Annotated in this window: 11 protein-coding genes; 6 read left to right on the top strand and 5 right to left on the bottom strand. The window is 68.4% G+C overall.

What is annotated here, in order from left to right:
• The first annotated feature begins 76 nt into the window (after window positions 1–76).
• Together BSZ36_RS03130 and BSZ36_RS03125 are read left to right on the top strand one after the other, a co-directional pair.
• A complete protein-coding gene (locus BSZ36_RS03130) occupies window positions 77–922 on the top strand; it encodes an alpha/beta fold hydrolase (RefSeq protein ID WP_094545919.1) in 846 nt (281 codons plus the stop codon).
• 11 nt (window positions 923–933) lie between these two features.
• Window positions 934–2,001, top strand: coding sequence for a helix-turn-helix transcriptional regulator (locus BSZ36_RS03125; protein WP_094545917.1), 1,068 nt, complete (start codon window positions 934–936; stop codon window positions 1,999–2,001).
• 96 nt (window positions 2,002–2,097) lie between these two features.
• On the opposite strand, the gene BSZ36_RS03120 is transcribed toward BSZ36_RS03125, so the two are convergent.
• The gene (locus BSZ36_RS03120) at window positions 2,098–4,851 is read right to left on the bottom strand and encodes a S8 family serine peptidase (protein WP_094545915.1); all 2,754 of its coding nucleotides are present in this window, start codon (window positions 4,849–4,851) and stop codon (window positions 2,098–2,100) included.
• Between the two features lie 191 nt (window positions 4,852–5,042).
• Entirely contained in the window at window positions 5,043–6,479 is a 1,437-nt protein-coding gene (locus BSZ36_RS19210; protein ID WP_179270989.1) for a T9SS type A sorting domain-containing protein, read from the bottom strand.
• 1,044 nt (window positions 6,480–7,523) lie between these two features.
• Between BSZ36_RS19210 and BSZ36_RS03110 the strand changes: the two genes are divergently transcribed.
• From BSZ36_RS03110 to BSZ36_RS03100, 3 genes are all read left to right on the top strand, one after another.
• On the top strand, window positions 7,524–10,298 hold the full coding sequence (locus BSZ36_RS03110) for a valine--tRNA ligase (protein WP_094545911.1): 2,775 nt from the start codon (window positions 7,524–7,526) through the stop codon (window positions 10,296–10,298).
• Window positions 10,299–10,517: 219 nt separating this feature from the next.
• Window positions 10,518–10,943 (top strand): DUF6174 domain-containing protein, encoded by a 426-nt coding sequence (locus BSZ36_RS03105; protein ID WP_094545909.1) that lies wholly within the window; start codon window positions 10,518–10,520, stop codon window positions 10,941–10,943.
• Between the two features lie 156 nt (window positions 10,944–11,099).
• Window positions 11,100–11,438 (top strand): hypothetical protein, encoded by a 339-nt coding sequence (locus BSZ36_RS03100; RefSeq protein WP_094545906.1) that lies wholly within the window; start codon window positions 11,100–11,102, stop codon window positions 11,436–11,438.
• A 49-nt stretch (window positions 11,439–11,487) separates the two neighbouring features.
• On the opposite strand, the gene BSZ36_RS03095 is transcribed toward BSZ36_RS03100, so the two are convergent.
• Window positions 11,488–13,707: a cyclic nucleotide-binding domain-containing protein gene (locus BSZ36_RS03095; protein WP_094545904.1), complete on the bottom strand. Its 2,220-nt coding sequence runs from the start codon at window positions 13,705–13,707 to the stop codon at window positions 11,488–11,490.
• A gap of 107 nt (window positions 13,708–13,814) precedes the next feature.
• Here BSZ36_RS03095 and BSZ36_RS03090 point away from each other — a divergent pair, with 107 nt between their 5' ends.
• Entirely contained in the window at window positions 13,815–14,807 is a 993-nt protein-coding gene (locus BSZ36_RS03090) for an NAD(P)H-dependent amine dehydrogenase family protein (RefSeq protein ID WP_094545902.1), read from the top strand.
• Window positions 14,808–14,852: 45 nt separating this feature from the next.
• On the opposite strand, the gene BSZ36_RS03085 is transcribed toward BSZ36_RS03090, so the two are convergent.
• A complete protein-coding gene (locus BSZ36_RS03085; RefSeq protein ID WP_179270988.1) occupies window positions 14,853–15,329 on the bottom strand; it encodes a DUF2059 domain-containing protein in 477 nt (158 codons plus the stop codon).
• Entirely contained in the window at window positions 15,326–16,978 is a 1,653-nt protein-coding gene (locus tag BSZ36_RS03080; RefSeq protein ID WP_094545898.1) for a TrkH family potassium uptake protein, read from the bottom strand. Before BSZ36_RS03080 ends, BSZ36_RS03085 begins: the two co-directional genes overlap by 4 nt.
• Between the last annotated feature and the right edge of the window lie 6 nt (window positions 16,979–16,984).

Here is a 16,984-nt window from a genome sequence, read left to right as displayed (position 1 = left end):
CCATTTTGCCCAGCCTCCGTCAGCCTGCCGTTTGCGCGCCAGGCCCTAGTTTCCCCCACGCTTTCCCCACAAACTCCTGCTCGCTACCCACTCCATAGGCACCGCCGGCCCCGCTCTGCTCGCGCTCCACGGCGGCCTCGGCTGGGATAGCGCCGCCCTCCGCCCCTGGCTGGACCCTCTGGCGGAGCACGCGCGGCTCACGTATGTGGACCTGCTGGGATGCGGCAGCGCCCCCGACCCCGACGACTGGAGCACCGTTGCGCACGGCACGTGGGCCGCTGGCGTCGAGGACGTGCGCCAGAGGTTGGACGAGGCTCGTGGCGGGCACGAGCGGGTGATTTTGTTCGGGCATTCCTACGGCGGCATCATCGCGCTAGAGGCGGCGCTGGCCTACCCCGAGCGCGTAGCGGGCCTCATCCTGTGCGCCACGCCGAGCGCGGCGGCCCACATCCCCGCAGCGGTCGAGCGCGCGCAGGCGCGGGATCTCTCTGCAGATGTGCGCGCCGCGTTGAACGCCGTCCTTTCCGCGCCCCCCACCTCCGACGCTGAGTTCGCGGCGTTGATGCCAGCGCTGCTCCCGCTCTACGCGCACGCTCCCGACGCGCACGACTTCGCGGCCTACGCCGCGGGCATCCGCTTCCGCGCCGCTCCGTGCCGGCGCTCGTTCTACGAACTCCTCGGCGATTACGACGCCCGCCAGAGGCTTGCGGAGATCGCCGCGCCCACGCTCGTTCTCTCCGGGCGCCACGATTGGGTCGCCGCGCCCGCCGACGCCCACGCCGACTTCCTGGCAGGTCTGCCTCTGGCGGAGGGCCACGTGTTCGAGCACAGCGGACACCTCCCGTTCCTGGAAGAGCCCGAGGCGTTCGTGCGCGTCGCCGGCGAGTGGCTGGAGCGCCAAGCCTCTGGCGCTGCCGACTAAACCGTTCGCCTGTGGCTCTTTCTCTCACCTCCGCCGAGCAGCGCCGCGTGGCCGACGCCATCCGCGTTCTCGCCTCGCCTCTGGCGTGCGCCTCCGAAGAGGAGTGGCGCGGCCTCGCCACCGAGCACGCGCGCAGCGCGACGGGCCTGGGCTCCGGTGTGCTCACCATGGCCGACGAGCGGGGCCTGGAAGCGTCCACGGACGGCGTCGATCCCAGCCGGTTGGCCGCCTACGCGCAGTTCTTCCCGCTTCTGGAGAGGTGCGGCGTTCTCGCCAGAGGCCTCCACCTGGGCGTCTGCACCCGCCGCGAGATCTACGGACCCGCCTACGAGCGCCTCGCGCGGACCGCGTACACGCAGGACTTCCTCCCCTCGATCCGCTCGTACGACGCCCTCTCGTTTATCGTCCCGCTCGTCTCGCGCCCCCGCGCCCTCGCCGACGTGGTTCAGCTCACGCTCAGCGTGACCGAGCGCGGCCGGTCGGTCGCGGAGAAGCAGCGCCAACTCGGACACCTTCTCTACCCCGCGCTCACGGCCGGGATCGACGCGTGCACGGCGATGCGAAGCACGCGCTCTCGCCTCTGCGCCACGCTGGACGCAACTGGCCTCGCCTGCCTCGTCGCCGATCGCGCAGGCCGCATCGTCCATCGCACGCCGGGCCTTGTCGCCTTGTGCTCGCGCGAGCCCAAGCGCGAGGCGCTCCTCGCCCTCGCGAGCCGGCTCGCCCTCTCGTTCTGGAGCGAGGCGCCCACGCCGCGCGCCGCGCTCGACGGCTCAGCGGCCACATATGCCCTCTCGGCCACCGAGGTCCACGACGGGCGCGACGCGTACTGCGTCGTCGCGGTCTCGGAGCGCCGCGAGCGCCGGAGCGGGCCTCTGGCGCCAGAGGCCGCCGCCCGCCTCGGCCTCACGCCACGCCAGGCCGAGGTCGCCGTGCTGCTGGCGGAGCGCTGGACCAACCGCGAGATCGCCGCCGCGCTCGCCATTAGCGTGCACACGGCGCGGCACCACGTCGAGGCCGTGCTGGAGCGGCTGGGCGTCCCCCGCGTCGAGGTCGGCCGCGCGATCCGCCCGTTGTAGCGGCCTCTGGCGCCCAACGCAGCGCGCCCCGTCAGCAGAGCCGACGGGGCGCGAGAATCGTCAGAGGCTCCCACGACAGGACCTCAGGCGAACAGGTTACCGCACGACGGTGACGCGGCGGACGGCCGACGCCTCCGGCGTGCTCAGCCGCACGACGTACACGCCCGGCGCGAGTGTGCTCGCGTCCAGCGCCGCCTCGTGGCTTCCCGCGCTGTGCGCGCCAGAGGCCAGGACGGCCACCTCGCGGCCGAGTGCGTCCACTACTGAGACCTCCGCCTCGCCAGAGGACGCGAGCGCGTACGGCACGCGGATCATGCCCCGCGCGGGGTTGGGCGACGGAGCACCGAGCGCGAACCCGGCCTCTGGCGTCGCGTCTGTGCTCACGGCGCTTGCGGGCGCGATGCGGAGCACGAAGCGATCACCGGAGTCTGCCGTGCCGCCGGTCTTGGCCTCTGGCGCCGTGAACGACATCAGGTCGAGGCCGAGTGCGGCGGAGCGCTTAGCGGTCTCGCTCACGTCGAGCGTGAAGGCGTAGGTACCGCTCTCCGCCAGAGGCGTCGCGGTACCGAGCGTGCGGTCCACGAGCGTGGCCGTCCACCCCTCGGGGAGCGCGCCGCTCCACGCGAGGCTCAGCGCCAGAGGCCCGGCGGTGTGGCCTTCAGCGGCGACCGTCAGCGGAACCTCCATCTCGCCAGAGGCCTCTTGCGGCAGCGCGTTCAGCGCCAGAGGCACGGGCTCTGCGCCGATGCTGCTCGTGCTGAGCACCGTGCGCGGGTAGGCCGCTGGCGTGAGACGGTAGGCGTCTAGTACGTCCTCACCCAGCGCGGCCTCTGGCGCCACGGCTACGAACGCGGCGGAAACCGGACCGGCAGCGGTCGAGAGCTCTAGGCGCAGCGGTGTCCGTTCCGTCTTGCCGTATACACCCGGCCCGGGGTCCACGACCGACGCCAGAGGCGCTTCCAGCGTTGGAGACGCAGCGACGGCCTTGGCAAAAAAGCCCTGGAACGCCGGAACGACGCCTCCGGGCAGGTCCCCGCCAATTCCAGCCGTCCACGTCCGGTAGTCGCCGCCGAAGTAGTTCGGGTCGAGGACGTAGATCGTCGGCGTGAGACCGCCGCCACGGATCGTCTCGTCCCAGTCCATGCCGGCCGTGAGCGGGTTACCGAGGAGATTCCAACCTTCCTGGTAGCTGGGCACGCCGAGGTTGTTGGTGTACGTCGGCGCAAAGGTGAACGGGGCGCCACTATTCGTGAACCCGGGATCGGGCACGCTCAGCGTTTTGGGGAAGCCGCCCTGCACGCCAGAGGCGTCGAGGTCATCGTCGGCATAAACGTAGACGTAGGCACCGCGGCCTCTGGCGAACGTAGCGCCCTGGTCGGTGAGGCACGTATATCCGCCCTCGAAGCTCGCGGCGGTCTCGTCGTAGCTGTAGGCGGAACAGCCGCCAGAGGCGTCGTCTGAGTTCTGGAAACCTTGCGTCCAGAGCGGGCCGAGGAGGTCGTCGTAGGTGCCGCCGGTGGGGAGCGCAAGCACGCGGTAATCGCGCACGCCCGTCAGCGTGGCTGTTAATGTGGGCGCGCAGTCCAGACGGGGGAAAGAGAGTCCATTGGTAACGTCTGTCACGAGGACCGGCGAGGCCTCAAGGAAAGCCTCAATGGCATCGGGCGTCGTGGCATCACCAGACTCGATAAGCAGAGCCGCGCAGCCCGCCACGTGCGGGCTTGCCATGCTGGTACCAGAGAGCACCGCCGTTGCACCATCGAACCACGGAGCAACGATGGCGTTGCCCGGGGCAAAGACATCGGTCGTCGAGTTGCTCTGCGAGAAGCCGGTGACACTGTCGTTGTCGTCCGTCGCCCCAACCGAGATCACGTTGCTGATGCAGGCCGGTGCTCCCATCGTCGTTCCGGACCCATTGTTTCCGGCACTCGCCATCGCAATCACGCCATTGGCGCGGAGCGAGTTGATGGCCGCTGCGCCTGCCATGGTAAAGGCCGCTGCGTCGTCACAATCGCCTGCGTACTGCGCGTTCGTTCCCAGGCTCATGTTGATGACCTGAACACCCAGCGCTGGGTTCGCGCTCACAAAATCGAGAGCCGCCACGATTTCGGAGAAGTAGAAAAAGCTGTTGTTGCTGTTGAGGACCTTGATGGCCACAATGTCCGCTCCGGGAGCCACGCCCACAGAGGAAACCGTCCCGCCAGAGGCCACGATACCTGCCACGTGCGTCCCGTGACCGTGGTCGTCTTCGGCTGAACCCGCACCCGTCTGCCGGTCACTGCCGTCGGGGCACTGTCCCACCCCGTTGATGGTGCCGTCGGTATCTAGAAAGCACTCTTGGTGCGCAATGCGCCCTGAGAAGTCCGCGTGGTCGGTGTCGATGCCACTATCGATAACCGCCACGACGATGCCACTGCCGCTGTTGCCCTTCGTCTGGCGCTCGTCGGCGCGGATGAGCGCGACGCTGTCGTCAAGGCCTCCCGAACCGCCCACATCCAGGTCGACCTTGCGCACGTGTGGGTGTGCCAGCAACTGGTCAAGGGCTTTCTTTGAGGTCAGGGTGAGCACGAGCGCGGGGACCGTCTCGTACTGGTGGTGAGTGACATAGCTGCTGGCGCCGAGAGTTGCGAGGACGCTCTCTTGCACGGCGTCAACCTCACGCTTCACGGCGGCAAGATCCGTGAGGTCAACGCGCTTGACGGCTGGCGACTCCAACATGATGACCACACGAGCCTCGCCCCTGGCCTGAAATGCCTGGGCGATCTCTGCCGAAACCACATTTGTCTGAGCCTCTGGCGTGACGGCGAAAGCGAAGAGTAGCGCCAGTGGCGCAAGGAGGTATCGGGGCATGGGTCCGGGAACGAGTCCGCAAGGTGAGAGCCCAGGTAGAGTAGGACTCGGCGATGGAATGAGAGCGCCCCACCGTGAATCCCAGGCGAAGGGGACCAATCATTCCTGTTACGCCCCGACGCGGGCACCACAGAAAACGCCCCGCCAGCCGAAGCCGACGGGGCGCGAGCCGAAGGGCCGGGCCTCTGGCGCTACCGCACCACAGTGATGCGCTGCACCGAGGCCGCCTCTGGCGTCGAGAGACGCACCACGTACACGCCCGGCGCGAGCGCGCCCGCGTCCAGCGTCGCCGTGTGCGCACCAGCTGCGTGGGCGCCAGAGGCCAACGTTGCGACCTCGCGGCCCAGCGCGTCGTAGACCGAGACCCGCGCCTCGCCAGAGGCCGAGAGCGTGTACGGAACCCGTACGAGGCCTCTGGCAGGGTTCGGCGCCGGAGCGCCGAGGCCGAAAGAGGCCTCTGGCGTCTCGCTCGTGCTTACGGCGTTCGCGGGCGTGAGGACCAGCGCGAGGCGGTCGCCAGAGGAAATGGCGCCTCCGCTGGACGCCTTCTCAAGAGAACGTGCCTGCGGGGGCAGCATGTCAAGGCCCAGGCCGCGAGGCCGGACCGCAGACTTGGCGGCCGATGGCACGCCCAGCGTGAGGCGGACCTCGCCTCCGGGTTCGATGACGTGCTGCTCGCCGGTGTGGCGGTCCGTGAGCGTGGCGCTCCAGCCTTCGGGAAGCGCGCCGGTCCAGGTGAGGACCACCTCCAGGTCGCCCGCGGCGTAGCCCTCGGCGGCAATCTCGACGGGGAGCGTGATCTCGCCAGAGGCGTCGGCGGGGAGGGCGTTGATGGCGAGCGGGACGGGGTCGGCGCCGAGCGTCATCGTGGAAACGGTCGCGCGGGGCCAGGCACCGGGCGTCAGGCGGTAGGCGTCACTGTCGTCCTCGCCGAGCGCGGCGCCTTCGGTGGGCGCGACGAACGCTGCGGACATCGGCGTTTCGACGCCATCCGCTGCAACCGCCAGCCCCAGCCGCAGCGACGAGGCCGTAGCAGGCTCGGTCTTTCCGTAGGTACCCGTCTGATCGCCATCGACGCGTGCTGATCGGAAGTTGGACAAAAAGCCCGCCGCATTCATCTTGACGAAGAAACTCTGCATGTACGGAATGATGCCATCGGACAAATCCCCACTAGACGTCCCTGAGCTCCACGAACGGTAGTCGCCACCGAGATAGTTTGGATCGTACACGTACGCTACATCTGAAGCACCCGCCTTTCCGACGGCATCCCAATCCATCGGTGATGGATGTGGATTCCCTACCAGGTGCCATCCTTCCTGGTATGCGGGGCGATCAGGATCGTCCGTGTACGTGAGGATGTAACGACTTGGAATGCTGCCTGTAAATCCATGGGCGGTCAGCGTCTTCGGAAAGCCGCCTTGAACCCCTGGCGTCGTGGGGTCGTCGTCGTTGTAGACGTACGCCATCACACCCCCAAGCACGGGCTGGCCGACGGTCGCATCGGTCACGCACTCGTATCCCTCCCCGAAAGATGCGGCGGTCTCGTTGTAGGTGTAGACCGAGCAGAATCCATCGGCGGGAGTCGGATCGTCTGATCCCAGGAATCCCTGGGTGCGGGTGCCACGCATGAGGTCAGAGACTGGGCCTGCGAATGGGTGAGCCAACATCCGAAAGCCCTGCACGCCTTCCAGATCAGCCACTGCTGGAATCTGGGTGAACGCTTGGGTCCCCCCGGGGAATAATGCCAGGACCCGCCCGTCTTGGAGCCGAATCGCCGCGTCGCTGAACCCCTGTTCTAGAGCGGGTCCGAGTTCCTGACCTTTCTGAGATAACGCAATCGGAAGGTTGGTGGTGGTTTCACCGAAATACACGATCCGGCCGTCCGCAAGTTCAATCACGTTCCAAGGTGGTAACGCGCTTGAGGTTGTGGCAAACGTACCCAACGGTGCTCCGTCTGCAGCGTACGCTAGAATGCGTGTTCCACTGTAGTCCGAGATGAGCACGCGTCCATCTGCGAGTTGATACGGGGCCAGGGTTGAACTAGGCAGGCCGGTTACGAATGAGGCGAGTTCGGTTCCGTTTGGATCGAACGCACGGACGCTACCTGTTCCAGAACCGAACAGCACACGGCCGTCCGACAGTTGCGTAATGCTGAACCCGACGGACCCCGAAGCGAACGTTCCTAGAGACGAGCCATCCGCACCAAAGGAGACAACGTCTCCCTCAAAGGAGCGGGTTACCAGCACCCTCCCGTCCGCGAGTTGCGTGATGCCCCACGGATTTGCGATCGAAGCAAAGGTGCCGAGAAAGGCACCGTCGGAGGCATAGGCGAGGATCGTCCCGGCGCCGCGGTCTGTGATGAGAACGCGACCATCGCTGAGTTGCACGAGGCCGGCGGCACGGCTGAATCCGTTCGCAAAGGGAGCTACGCTCTGGGCAGAAACGGGAGCCGTGAAGAGCAAGGCAGCTAGGAACAGAAAGAGGAATCGCATAGCTGGATGAGAAGTAACGGCATTATGGAGGGGCAAGCCTGATATCGGCACGGTCGGGGAACGGCTTAACCGAACGCGAGCCCGCTTCCATTGCCACCAGAGGCCTCTGGCGGCTTCGCCCTTTCACCCCGGCTCCACCCGCTCGCGCGCTAGCTTCGGCCCTCCCCTGACGCCGCACGTATGTCCGACCCGAAGAACACGCCCACCCCGCCCGCGCCAGAGGCCTCTGGCGCCGCCTACGAGCCCACCGCCGTCGAGGCGAAGTGGTACCCCTTCTGGGAAGACGGTGGGTTCTTCCACGCCGACCCGGAGAAGGTCACGAGCGGAGAGAAAGAGCCGTTCGTGATCCCCATGCCGCCGCCCAACGTGACCGGGCGGTTGCACATGGGCCACGCGCTGCAGGACACCGTCCAGGACCTCCTGATCCGCATGAAGCGGATGCAGGGCTTCGAGGCGCTGTGGATCCCCGGGCAGGACCACGCCGGCATCGCGACGCAGAACGTCGTGGAGCGGACGCTGAAAAAAGAGGGGATGGACCGCAAGGAGATGGGCCGCGAGGCCTTCCTCGAAAAGGTCTGGGACTGGCGCGAGGAGTACGGCGACATCATCCTGCAGCAGAAGCGCCGCATGGGCGACTCCTGCGACTGGCGCTACTCCCGCTTCACGATGGACGAGGGACTCAGCCGCGCCGTGCAGGAGGTGTTCGTGCGGCTCCACGAGCAGGGGCTGGTCTACAAAGGCGAGTACCTCGTCAACTGGGACCCGGAGAACCAGACCGTGATCTCCAACGAGGAGGTGGACAACGTGGAGCGCCCCGGCCACCTCTGGACGATCCGCTACCCGCTCGTAGACGCCTCTGGCGCCGATACGGGCGAGCACGTGATGATCGCGACGACGCGGCCCGAGACGATCCCGGCCGATACGGCCATCGCGGTCCACCCGGACGACGAGCGCTTCCAGCACCTTGTGGGCCAGCGCGTGCGCGTGCCCGTCGGCAACCGGCTCGTGCCCATCATCGCGGACGAGGCCATCAAGATGGACTTCGGCGCGGGCGCGCTCAAGGTCACCCCCGGCCACTCCGAGGTCGACTGGGAGATCGGCAAGCGGCACGACGTGGAGGTGCTCTCCATCATGAACCTCGACGGCACGCTCAACGAGCTCGCCGGCACCTATGCGGGCATGGACCGCGCCGAGGCCAAAAAGCGCATCGTCTCGGATCTGGACGCCGGCGGCTACCTCGTCAAGACCGAGGACTACACCGTTACGACGCCCATCTCGAACCGGAGCAAGGCCGTCATCGAGCCGCTGCTCTCGCCGCAGTGGTACGTGAGCATGGCGCCTCTGGCGGAGAAGGCGCTCGCCGTCGTCAACGACGGGACCGTCAGCTTCCACCCGCCGCGCTGGGCCAACGAGTACCGGCGCTGGATGGAGGACATCCGCGACTGGCCGATCTCGCGCCAGCTCTGGTGGGGCCACCGCATCCCCGTCTGGTACTACACCGACGAAGCGGGCGAGATCGACGAAAGCCGCGACTTCGTGGTCAGCGTGGACTGCCCCGAGCCCGGGATGGTGCAGGACGAGGACGTGCTGGACACGTGGTTCTCGTCCTGGCTCTGGCCCTTCGCCACGCTGGGATGGCCCGACGCCGACGTGCCGACCGAGGGCGCCGCGATGGCCTCGCCAGAGGCGCTCAAGGCGTTCTATCCCGCGAGCGTGCTCGTAAGCGGCTACGACATCCTGTTCTTCTGGATCGCGCGGATGGTGATGGCCGGCGTCCACTTCACGGACGAGGCCCCGTTCACGGACGTGTTCATCACGGGCATGATCAAGGACAAGCAAGGCCGCTGGATGTCGAAGTCGCTCGGCAACGGCATCGACCCGCTGGACATGATCGAGCAGTACGGCGCCGACGCGGTCCGCTTCACGCTTTCGGTCCTCTGCGCCCAGGGCCAGGACATCAAGCTGGACCCCGCCAAGTTTGAGGGCGGGCGCAACTTCGCCAACAAGGTCTGGAACGCCAGCCGCGTCTTCGGCCGCTTTATCCCGACCGACGACGCGGGCCGCCCGACGGCCACGCCGGGCCGCCAGAGGCCGTTCGCGGACCTCGACCTGGTGGAGCGTTGGATCGTGACGCGCTTCGCGCAGACCGTGGCGAGCGTGGACGAGAGCCTCGCGCGCTTCCGCATCAGCGAGGCCGCGCAGACCGTCTACGACTTCGTCTGGAACGACTTCTGCGACTGGTACCTGGAGCTCATCAAGCCCGAGCGCGACGAAGCGGGCGAGGTGCAAGACATGGAGGCGGAGCCTCTGGCGCTGGCCGTCGAGGTCTTTGAGGGCGCGCTGAAGTTGCTCCACCCGTTCATGCCGTTCCTGACCGAGGAGCTGTGGTGGAAGCAGCGCCCGCGCGAAAACGCCGACGCGCTGATCGCTGCGAGCTGGCCCACGCCAGAGGCCGGCGAGCAGGACGAGGACGCCGTCGCGCTGTTCGCGATGGTGCAGGACCTGACCACCGCCGTCCGCCAAGTGCGCGCGCAGTACGGCGTCTCCCCCAGCAAGCCTCTGGCGGCGACGATCTCCGTCGGCGGTGAGGACGCGGCGGCTACGGCCGAAGCGCTCGAAACCGTGCGCGGCTACATCGAGCGGCTCGCGCGCGTGGACCGGCTCACGATCGCGCCAGAGGCCGAGAAGCCGGCCGCCAGCGCGGCGGTCGTCGTGGAGCGCCACCAGGTGTTCGTGCCTCTGGCGGGCATGATCGACCTGGACGCCGAGCGCGAACGCCTCGCGGGCGAGATCTCGAACAAGCGGAAGTTCCTGGGCTCCGTGGAGGGCAAGCTGCGCAACGAGGCCTTCGTCGCGCGCGCGCCAGAGGCGGTCGTGGCGAAGGAGAAGCAGAAGGCCGCCGACGCGAAGGCCGAAATCGCAGCACTCGAGGCCAACCTGGCAGATCTCGGGTAGCGCCTCGTCCGGTTCCCCCTATCGGACCGGACCGGACGGGCTCGGCTCGTCGGTGCTCCAGATCAGAAAGCGCGTGGAGCCGCGCGTGGCCCTGCAGCGGTTGCCGAGCGCGGTCCGTACTGGCGGGTAGCCTCTGGCGCCAGAGGCCTCGCCTCTCTCGGACGGCCGCGCACGCCTGCGGCTGTCCCCTGCGTTTCCCCTCTCCCCACCCGTCTATCCATGCGCTCTCTCCTGCTCCTCGTCGCCCTCACGCTTGCCGGCTGCGCCCAGACGCGCGTCGGCCCCGCCACCAATCTCGCCCAGGCGCGTGCGCGCTGGGAGGCCTCTGGCGCCGACACGTACACGATGACGCTCCACCGGTCGTGCTTCTGCCCGGAGGACTACCGCGGCCCGTTCGATGTCCGCGTCGAGGACGATGCGGTCGCGTCCGTCCAGTTCCAGGACCAGGCGCTCCCGACGGACCGCGTGGTGACGATCGACGCGCTTTTCGAGCTGCTCGCGGAGGCGTACGCCAGCGGCGCCGCCCGCGTAGACGTGACCTACGACCCCGAGTTGGGCTTCCCTGCCACGCTCTACATCGACCGGAACGAGATGATCGCCGACGAGGAAGTGGGCTACACCGTGACGGACGTAATGCTGCGGTAAGCCCTTCGGGGCCTGCGGTTGCGCCCGGTTTTCGCCATCTACCCACGCTGCCGGCCTCTAGATTCGGCTCGTTCCCTCGCGAGGGGCCTGTTTCAGGTCCCGGGCACCGCGCCGGGGGGGTCCCCCGTTGTCGCTCCCGGAATCTCACCCCCTCCGATGCTGAAGTACTTCGCTGCCCTGTGCCTCACTCTCGCGCTCCTGCCTCTGGCGGGCTGCGGCGAAGACGAGCCGACCGGCCAGATCCAGGTCACCGACCTCCGCCTTATCCGCCAACAAGTCGGGTACCCCGAGCTTTCCGGCCTCGTCGTCAACGGGACGGATCGCGCGATCGTGGCCGACCTGGGCGTGCGCCTGCTCGGCTCCGAGAACCTGCCGATCGGCGACCTAGAGCGGTTCACGGTCAACAACGTGGCCCCTGGCGATTCCGCCCGGTTCCGCCGCCGCCTGGACGTGGACGCCCGGGGCGCGCGGCTGGACTACGTGATCCCCGGCTGATGGCCGCGCGGGCCTCTGGCGCCAGAGGCCCGGCCTCCTGGCGCATGCTTTAGGCGGCGGCTCGCCTCGCCGAAGGCGTCCGCGCCAAATCCGGTTGCCGAGCGACCCATTCCAGAATGGGCTCGCGGGATTGCTCGTAGCCCGTGGCTGCGATCTCTTCGTACGGCTCGAAATCGAGGAGACCTGCGTGGATGTCGAGCACCACGGTCACGTCCGTGCGCGTCGAGTTGAGGTCGCTCAGCGGGGCGCTGCCCACGAAAAGTGTACGCGTGAGCACCCGGCTCAGGGTCGGGAGGCGGAGCGAGCGCGCGAACGGGTTGATCTGCCGCCAGAGGCCACGCCAGCCGGAGTGCCCCGTCAGCATGTCGTACTCGCGGGGTGTGGTGCCGCCAGCGGCGATCCGCGCGCCGATGACGCGGTCGCTGCCGCTCTTGCGCACCATCACGTCCACGGGGAAGTTGTTGAGCACGCCGCCGTCCACGAACAGCTCCCCGTCCTCCACCACGGGCGAAAAGATGCCCGGCACGGCGATGGACTTCCGGACGGCCAGCCACACCGGCCCGCGCTCGATCACGACCGACTCGCCGCGCGTGAGGTTGACCGCCATCGCGAAGTACGGCACCCAGAGGTCCTCGATCTGCTGATCGCCGTAGAGCGCCTGGCAAGCCGCCGTCAGCCTGTGGGAGGCGTTCATAGCCACGACGGGAAGCGTCCGGTCGAAGAGCCGGCGGTTGTCCGCGAAGTCCGCGCACTCCAACAGGAGCTGGCTCGTGGGCATCTCTGTCGCGCGCTTGGCGCCGATCAAGGCGCCGAAGCTGGCCCCCCCGACGTAGTCCACCGGCACCCCGGCTTCCTCCAGGACGCGGAACAGCCCGACGTGCGCGTAGCCTCTGGCGCCGCCGCCGCCGAGCACGAGGCCGACGGCCGTCCCCGTGATGTGCCGCGCGAGGCGTGCGACGTGGGCGCCGTCGCCCTCGCGGACGTGATAGTGCGTGTAGCCGGGCCGCGGCTCTAGCCAGCGAAGCGTGTGAGATGGCGCCTCCGTGGACGGCGGATGCCACAGCACCAAGCGGCGGTCTGCGCGCGAGCCGGAGTCGGCCAATCGGCGCTCGGCGGCACTCGGCGCGGGGTCGGCGTCGGTCCTCGCGACGAAGAAGACGCTATCGGAGCGGCTAATGCAGCGGGCGCTCCACGGGCTCCAGTCGGCGTCGGCGAGGAAGACGAGCGTCTCGGCTTCCGCTTCCTGCTCGTTGAGCCACTGCACCATGACGGCATGCAACGGGTCGCCCTGCCGCGTTTCGGCAGTCCCCTCCCCGAGCGCCCGCTCTGCGGCCTCCTTGCAGATCAGCCGCGCCCGGCCTGTCCGGTTCAGCTCCGCGACCAGAGCCTCCGCCAGAGGCCGGACGTCCAGCCCGTCGTGTGTGGGCATCAGCGTCACCGTCAGCGTGGGCGGCGCGAGCGAGGCGGAGCCGTGCGTGTGGGCGCGCCTCTGGCGCTCGGCGAGCTGGCGCGTGAGCGAGAACAGGATGGCGGGGTGCGCGGCCACGAGCTCGGTAAACAGCTCGCGTCCGATCTCGACGTAGGAGGTCTGCCGCACGGCCACGACCGACGCCGAGCGCGGCGCGTCGGTCATCAGGGCGAACTCGCCGACGGCTTCGCCTGCGCCCGCCTCACCCACGACGAACGTGCTCCCATCGGGCCGCTCCACCTCGAATAGCACGCGCCCGCTCACAATGATGTACATCGAGTTCCCCTCGTCGCCCTGGCGGCAGACGGCCTCGCCGCTCTCCAGCGTCCGCCAGAGGACGCGCTGCTGCAAGTCGTGCAACGCGCTCACGTCGATCGACGAGCCGAAGAGGCGCTGGAACGCGGTGGTCAGGAGCACACGTTGCCACCGCGGGACGGCCTCTTGCGCGAGCGCGCGGTCCAACGCCGGCGACTCGTGGCGGAGCCGCTCGAAGGCCTCGCGCGGCAGGCGCCAGAGGCGCGTGGGGGCGGCGGCGCGGACGCCCGCTGTGCGCGGCTGGCCAGTTAGGAGTCCCATCTCTCCGACCACGCCACCGGCCTCCACCTGCGCTACCACTTTGGGGCCGGCAGCCCCTTGCACGAGCACGTCCAGTGTGCCCTCGCGGACAACGTAAAGCGCGTCAGGGGCGTCGTTTTGCGCGAATAGCGCGTCGCCAGAGGCGAGGTCGACGGCGTCGAAATCCTCCCGGTGATCCGAGAGGGCGGTCTGAAGCCAAAGCGGCAGAGCGGTGGGATCGGGCATGGCCCCAAGATTATCACCAAAGACGCAAGCGGGCTCGCGAGAGGCTCAACTCGGCTTGCGCCAGCAGGCCCCGGGCGGGACCTTCGCGCTTCTCCTTACACCCCGTTATGCTCCGCGTCGTCCAGTTCGGCCTCGGCCCCATCGGCCAGGCCTGCGCCCGCCTCGTCCTCCAACGCTCCGACCTCCAGCTCGTCGGCGCCCTCGACCTCCACCCCGACCGCGTCGGCCGCGACATCGGCGACGTGCTCGGCCAAGACGCCTCTGGCGTGACCGTGCGCGATGACGCGTCGGAGGCGCTTGCGGAGCTCAAGCCGGACGTGGTCCTCCACACCACGATCTCGTTCCTGCCCGCGATCGAGGAGCAGCTTATGACGTGCATCGAGGCCGGCGCGCACGTCGTCTCGTCGTCCGAGGAGCTGTTCTGGCCCTTCGCGCGCGACGAGGCGTTCTCGCGCCGGATCGACGAGGCCGCACGCGCCAGAGGCGTCGCCGTGGTCGGCACGGGCGTCAACCCCGGTTTCGTGATGGACCTGCTGCCCGTCGTGCTCAGCGGCGTGTGTGCCAGCGTGGACCGCGTGGACGTGTCGCGCTCGGTCGACGCCGGCCGCCGCCGCGGGCCGCTGCAGAAAAAGGTCGGCGCCGGGCTGACCGAGTCCGAGTTCCGCGCCAAGGAAGAGGCCGGCGGCTTTGGTCACATCGGCATGATCGAGAGCGCGCGCGCCCTCGCGGCCGGCATGGGCTGGAACGACGCCGAGTTCTCCGAGACCTTTGGCCCTCACATGGCGATGACGGCCCACACGACTGAGCACGCGACGGTCGAGCCCGGCCAGGTGGCGGGCATCCACCAGACCGCCGAGGTCCGCACCGGCGGCGTGCTCCGCGCCACCCTCACGCTCACGATGGCCGTCGGCGCCAAGGACGAGGACCGCGTGAGCATCGCCGGCGACCCGCCCATGGAAGTCGTCGTGGAAGGCGGCACGTTCGGCGACACCGCGACCGTCGCGGCCGTCGTGAACAGCGTCCCGCGCGTGGCGGCCTCGCGGCCGGGCCTCCGGACCATGCTGGACCTCCCCGCCGCCGCCGTTTCGCCTCTGGCGTAGACGCTCACGCGCCGCGTCCGGCCTCTGGCGCCAGAGGCCGGACACTCATCCCTTTTTAGGAGCGGGCAACGCGAGCGGCGGTGGCGAGATGGCCTCTAGCAGCATGGTCTCCAACTCCGGGATATGCGGGCGAATGATGTCTTGGCCGGCCTCCATCAGCCGGCGCTGCAGCTCAGGCATCAGACGGAGCGACTTCTGCCCGATTGGCGTGCGGTACCACGCGATGAGCTCCCGTATCTCGGCCTCGGTGTACACGTCCGAGTAGATCGCGATCTGCGCGGCCTCCACCTCCGCCCAGGGGTAATACCGGGCGTAGAACTCGTCCACGACGGCACGGTGCTCTCGAATGGCGGCGTTGTTTTCTGCAATGGCGTCGGTCAACATCACCAGAACGCGCTCATGCGTCTCTTCCGCTCCGGTAAGAGCGAGCAACTCGCGGACGGCTTCCTCAGTGGCTTCGGAGGTCTGAGCAAAGGGCGCCAGAGGCGCGAAGAGCGCGAGGAAGAGGACCAGGTGTTTCATCGCTTCCAGAAGCCGGGCGTGAAGAGGAGCAGGACCGTAAAGATCTCCAGACGGCCCGCCATCATGAGCAGCGAGAGCACCCATTTGCCCACTTCGGGCACGTGCGTGTAGTTCTCCGTCGGCCCCATCGTGCCAAAGGCCGGTCCCACGTTGCCCACGCACGAGAACGTGGACGTAAAGGCGCTCATCCAGTCCAGGCCGAGAAAGGCCATCGCGAGCGTGCCCAGCCCGATCAGGCCGATGTAGAGCACGATAAACGAGAGCACGTTGCGCATAATGCCGTCCGGGACCACGCGGTGGTCCAGCCGGATGGGCAGGATGGCCTGCGGGTGCACAAGCTGGCGCATCTCGCGGAACGAGTTCTTGAGGATCAGCAGCACGCGGACCACCTTGACGCCGCCGCCGGTGCTGCCGGCCATACCGCCCACGAAGAACAGCGCGAGCAGGACGCCCACCGCCAGAGGCGGCCACACCTCGTAATCGGCCGTGCCGAAGCCCGTTGTGGTGATGATGGCGGCGGCCTGGAAAGCGGAGTAGCGCAGCGCGTCGGCGAACGAATCGTAGGTGATGACCTCACGGCCGCGGATCTCAGTCGGCTCGGTGCCCGCGCCGCCGCCGATGTCATCCCCGCCCGCACGCGGCGCGTCGGTCGTGACCGACTCGGACACGTCCACGCCGCCGCCCTCTGGCGCCGTCTCGCCAGAGGCCAGGACCACCTGGCCGTTGAGCGTGACGGGGCTGGGGAGGAGGTTGTTCGTCGGGCTCCAAAGCGAGAACGTCAGCAGCGCCGTCGCGCCCAGCACGATGGCGAAGTAGACGCGGAGCTCCTCGTTCTTCCAGAGGACCGATACGTTGCGGTGGAGGAGCTGGTAGTGGAGGGCGAAGTTCATGCCCGCCAGCAGCATGAAAATGGTGATCACCCAGTCGATGTACGCCGACCCGTACTGGCCCACGCTGCCGTTCTCCGTCGAGAAGCCGCCTGTGGCCAGCGTTGCGAACGCGTGGTTGACGGCGTCGAACACGCTCATCACCGGCAGGAGGAGGAGCACCTGAATAAAGGTGAGGCCGACGTAAATGGCCCACAGCCTCTTCGCCGTCTCGGTCACGCGCGGCGTGAGCTTGTCGGCGCTCGGGCCGGGCACCTCAGCCTTGAACAGCTGCATGCCGCCCACGCCCAGCATGGGGAGCACGGCGATCGCGAGGACGACCACGCCCATGCCGCCCAGCCAGTGCGTGAGGCTCCGCCAGAACAGGAAGCTGTTGGGCACAGCCTCAATGGCGGGCGTGTCGGCCCCGCCCAGGATCGTGGCACCCGTCGTGGTAAAGCCGCTCATGACCTCGAAAAAGGCGTCGGACATCGAGTCCAGCACGCCGGTCATCACCCACGGCAGCGCGCCGACGAGGGAGAGCACCCACCACGCCGTCGCCACGATCGCGAAGCCCTCGCGCACGCGGAGCTCCCCCTTCGGGCGGTACGCGGCCCAGAGCCCGCCGCCGAGCGCGACCGAGCCGGCCGCGGTCACGGCGAAGCCCCACCACTCGGCCTCGCCGTAGGCCAGCGCCACGCCCATCGGCGCCAGCAGCGACACGCCGAGCGCCCCGAGAAGGGCGCCGAGCACGCCCGCGATGGACTTGTAATCGAGAGTCACGAAATG

Origin of the sequence: Rubricoccus marinus, from assembly GCF_002257665.1 — a bacterium.
In the GTDB taxonomy this organism is placed as follows: domain Bacteria; phylum Bacteroidota; class Rhodothermia; order Rhodothermales; family Rubricoccaceae; genus Rubricoccus; species Rubricoccus marinus.
The sequence above is the reverse complement of the archived record's forward strand: the minus strand, read 5'-3'. Positions and strand labels throughout refer to the sequence as shown.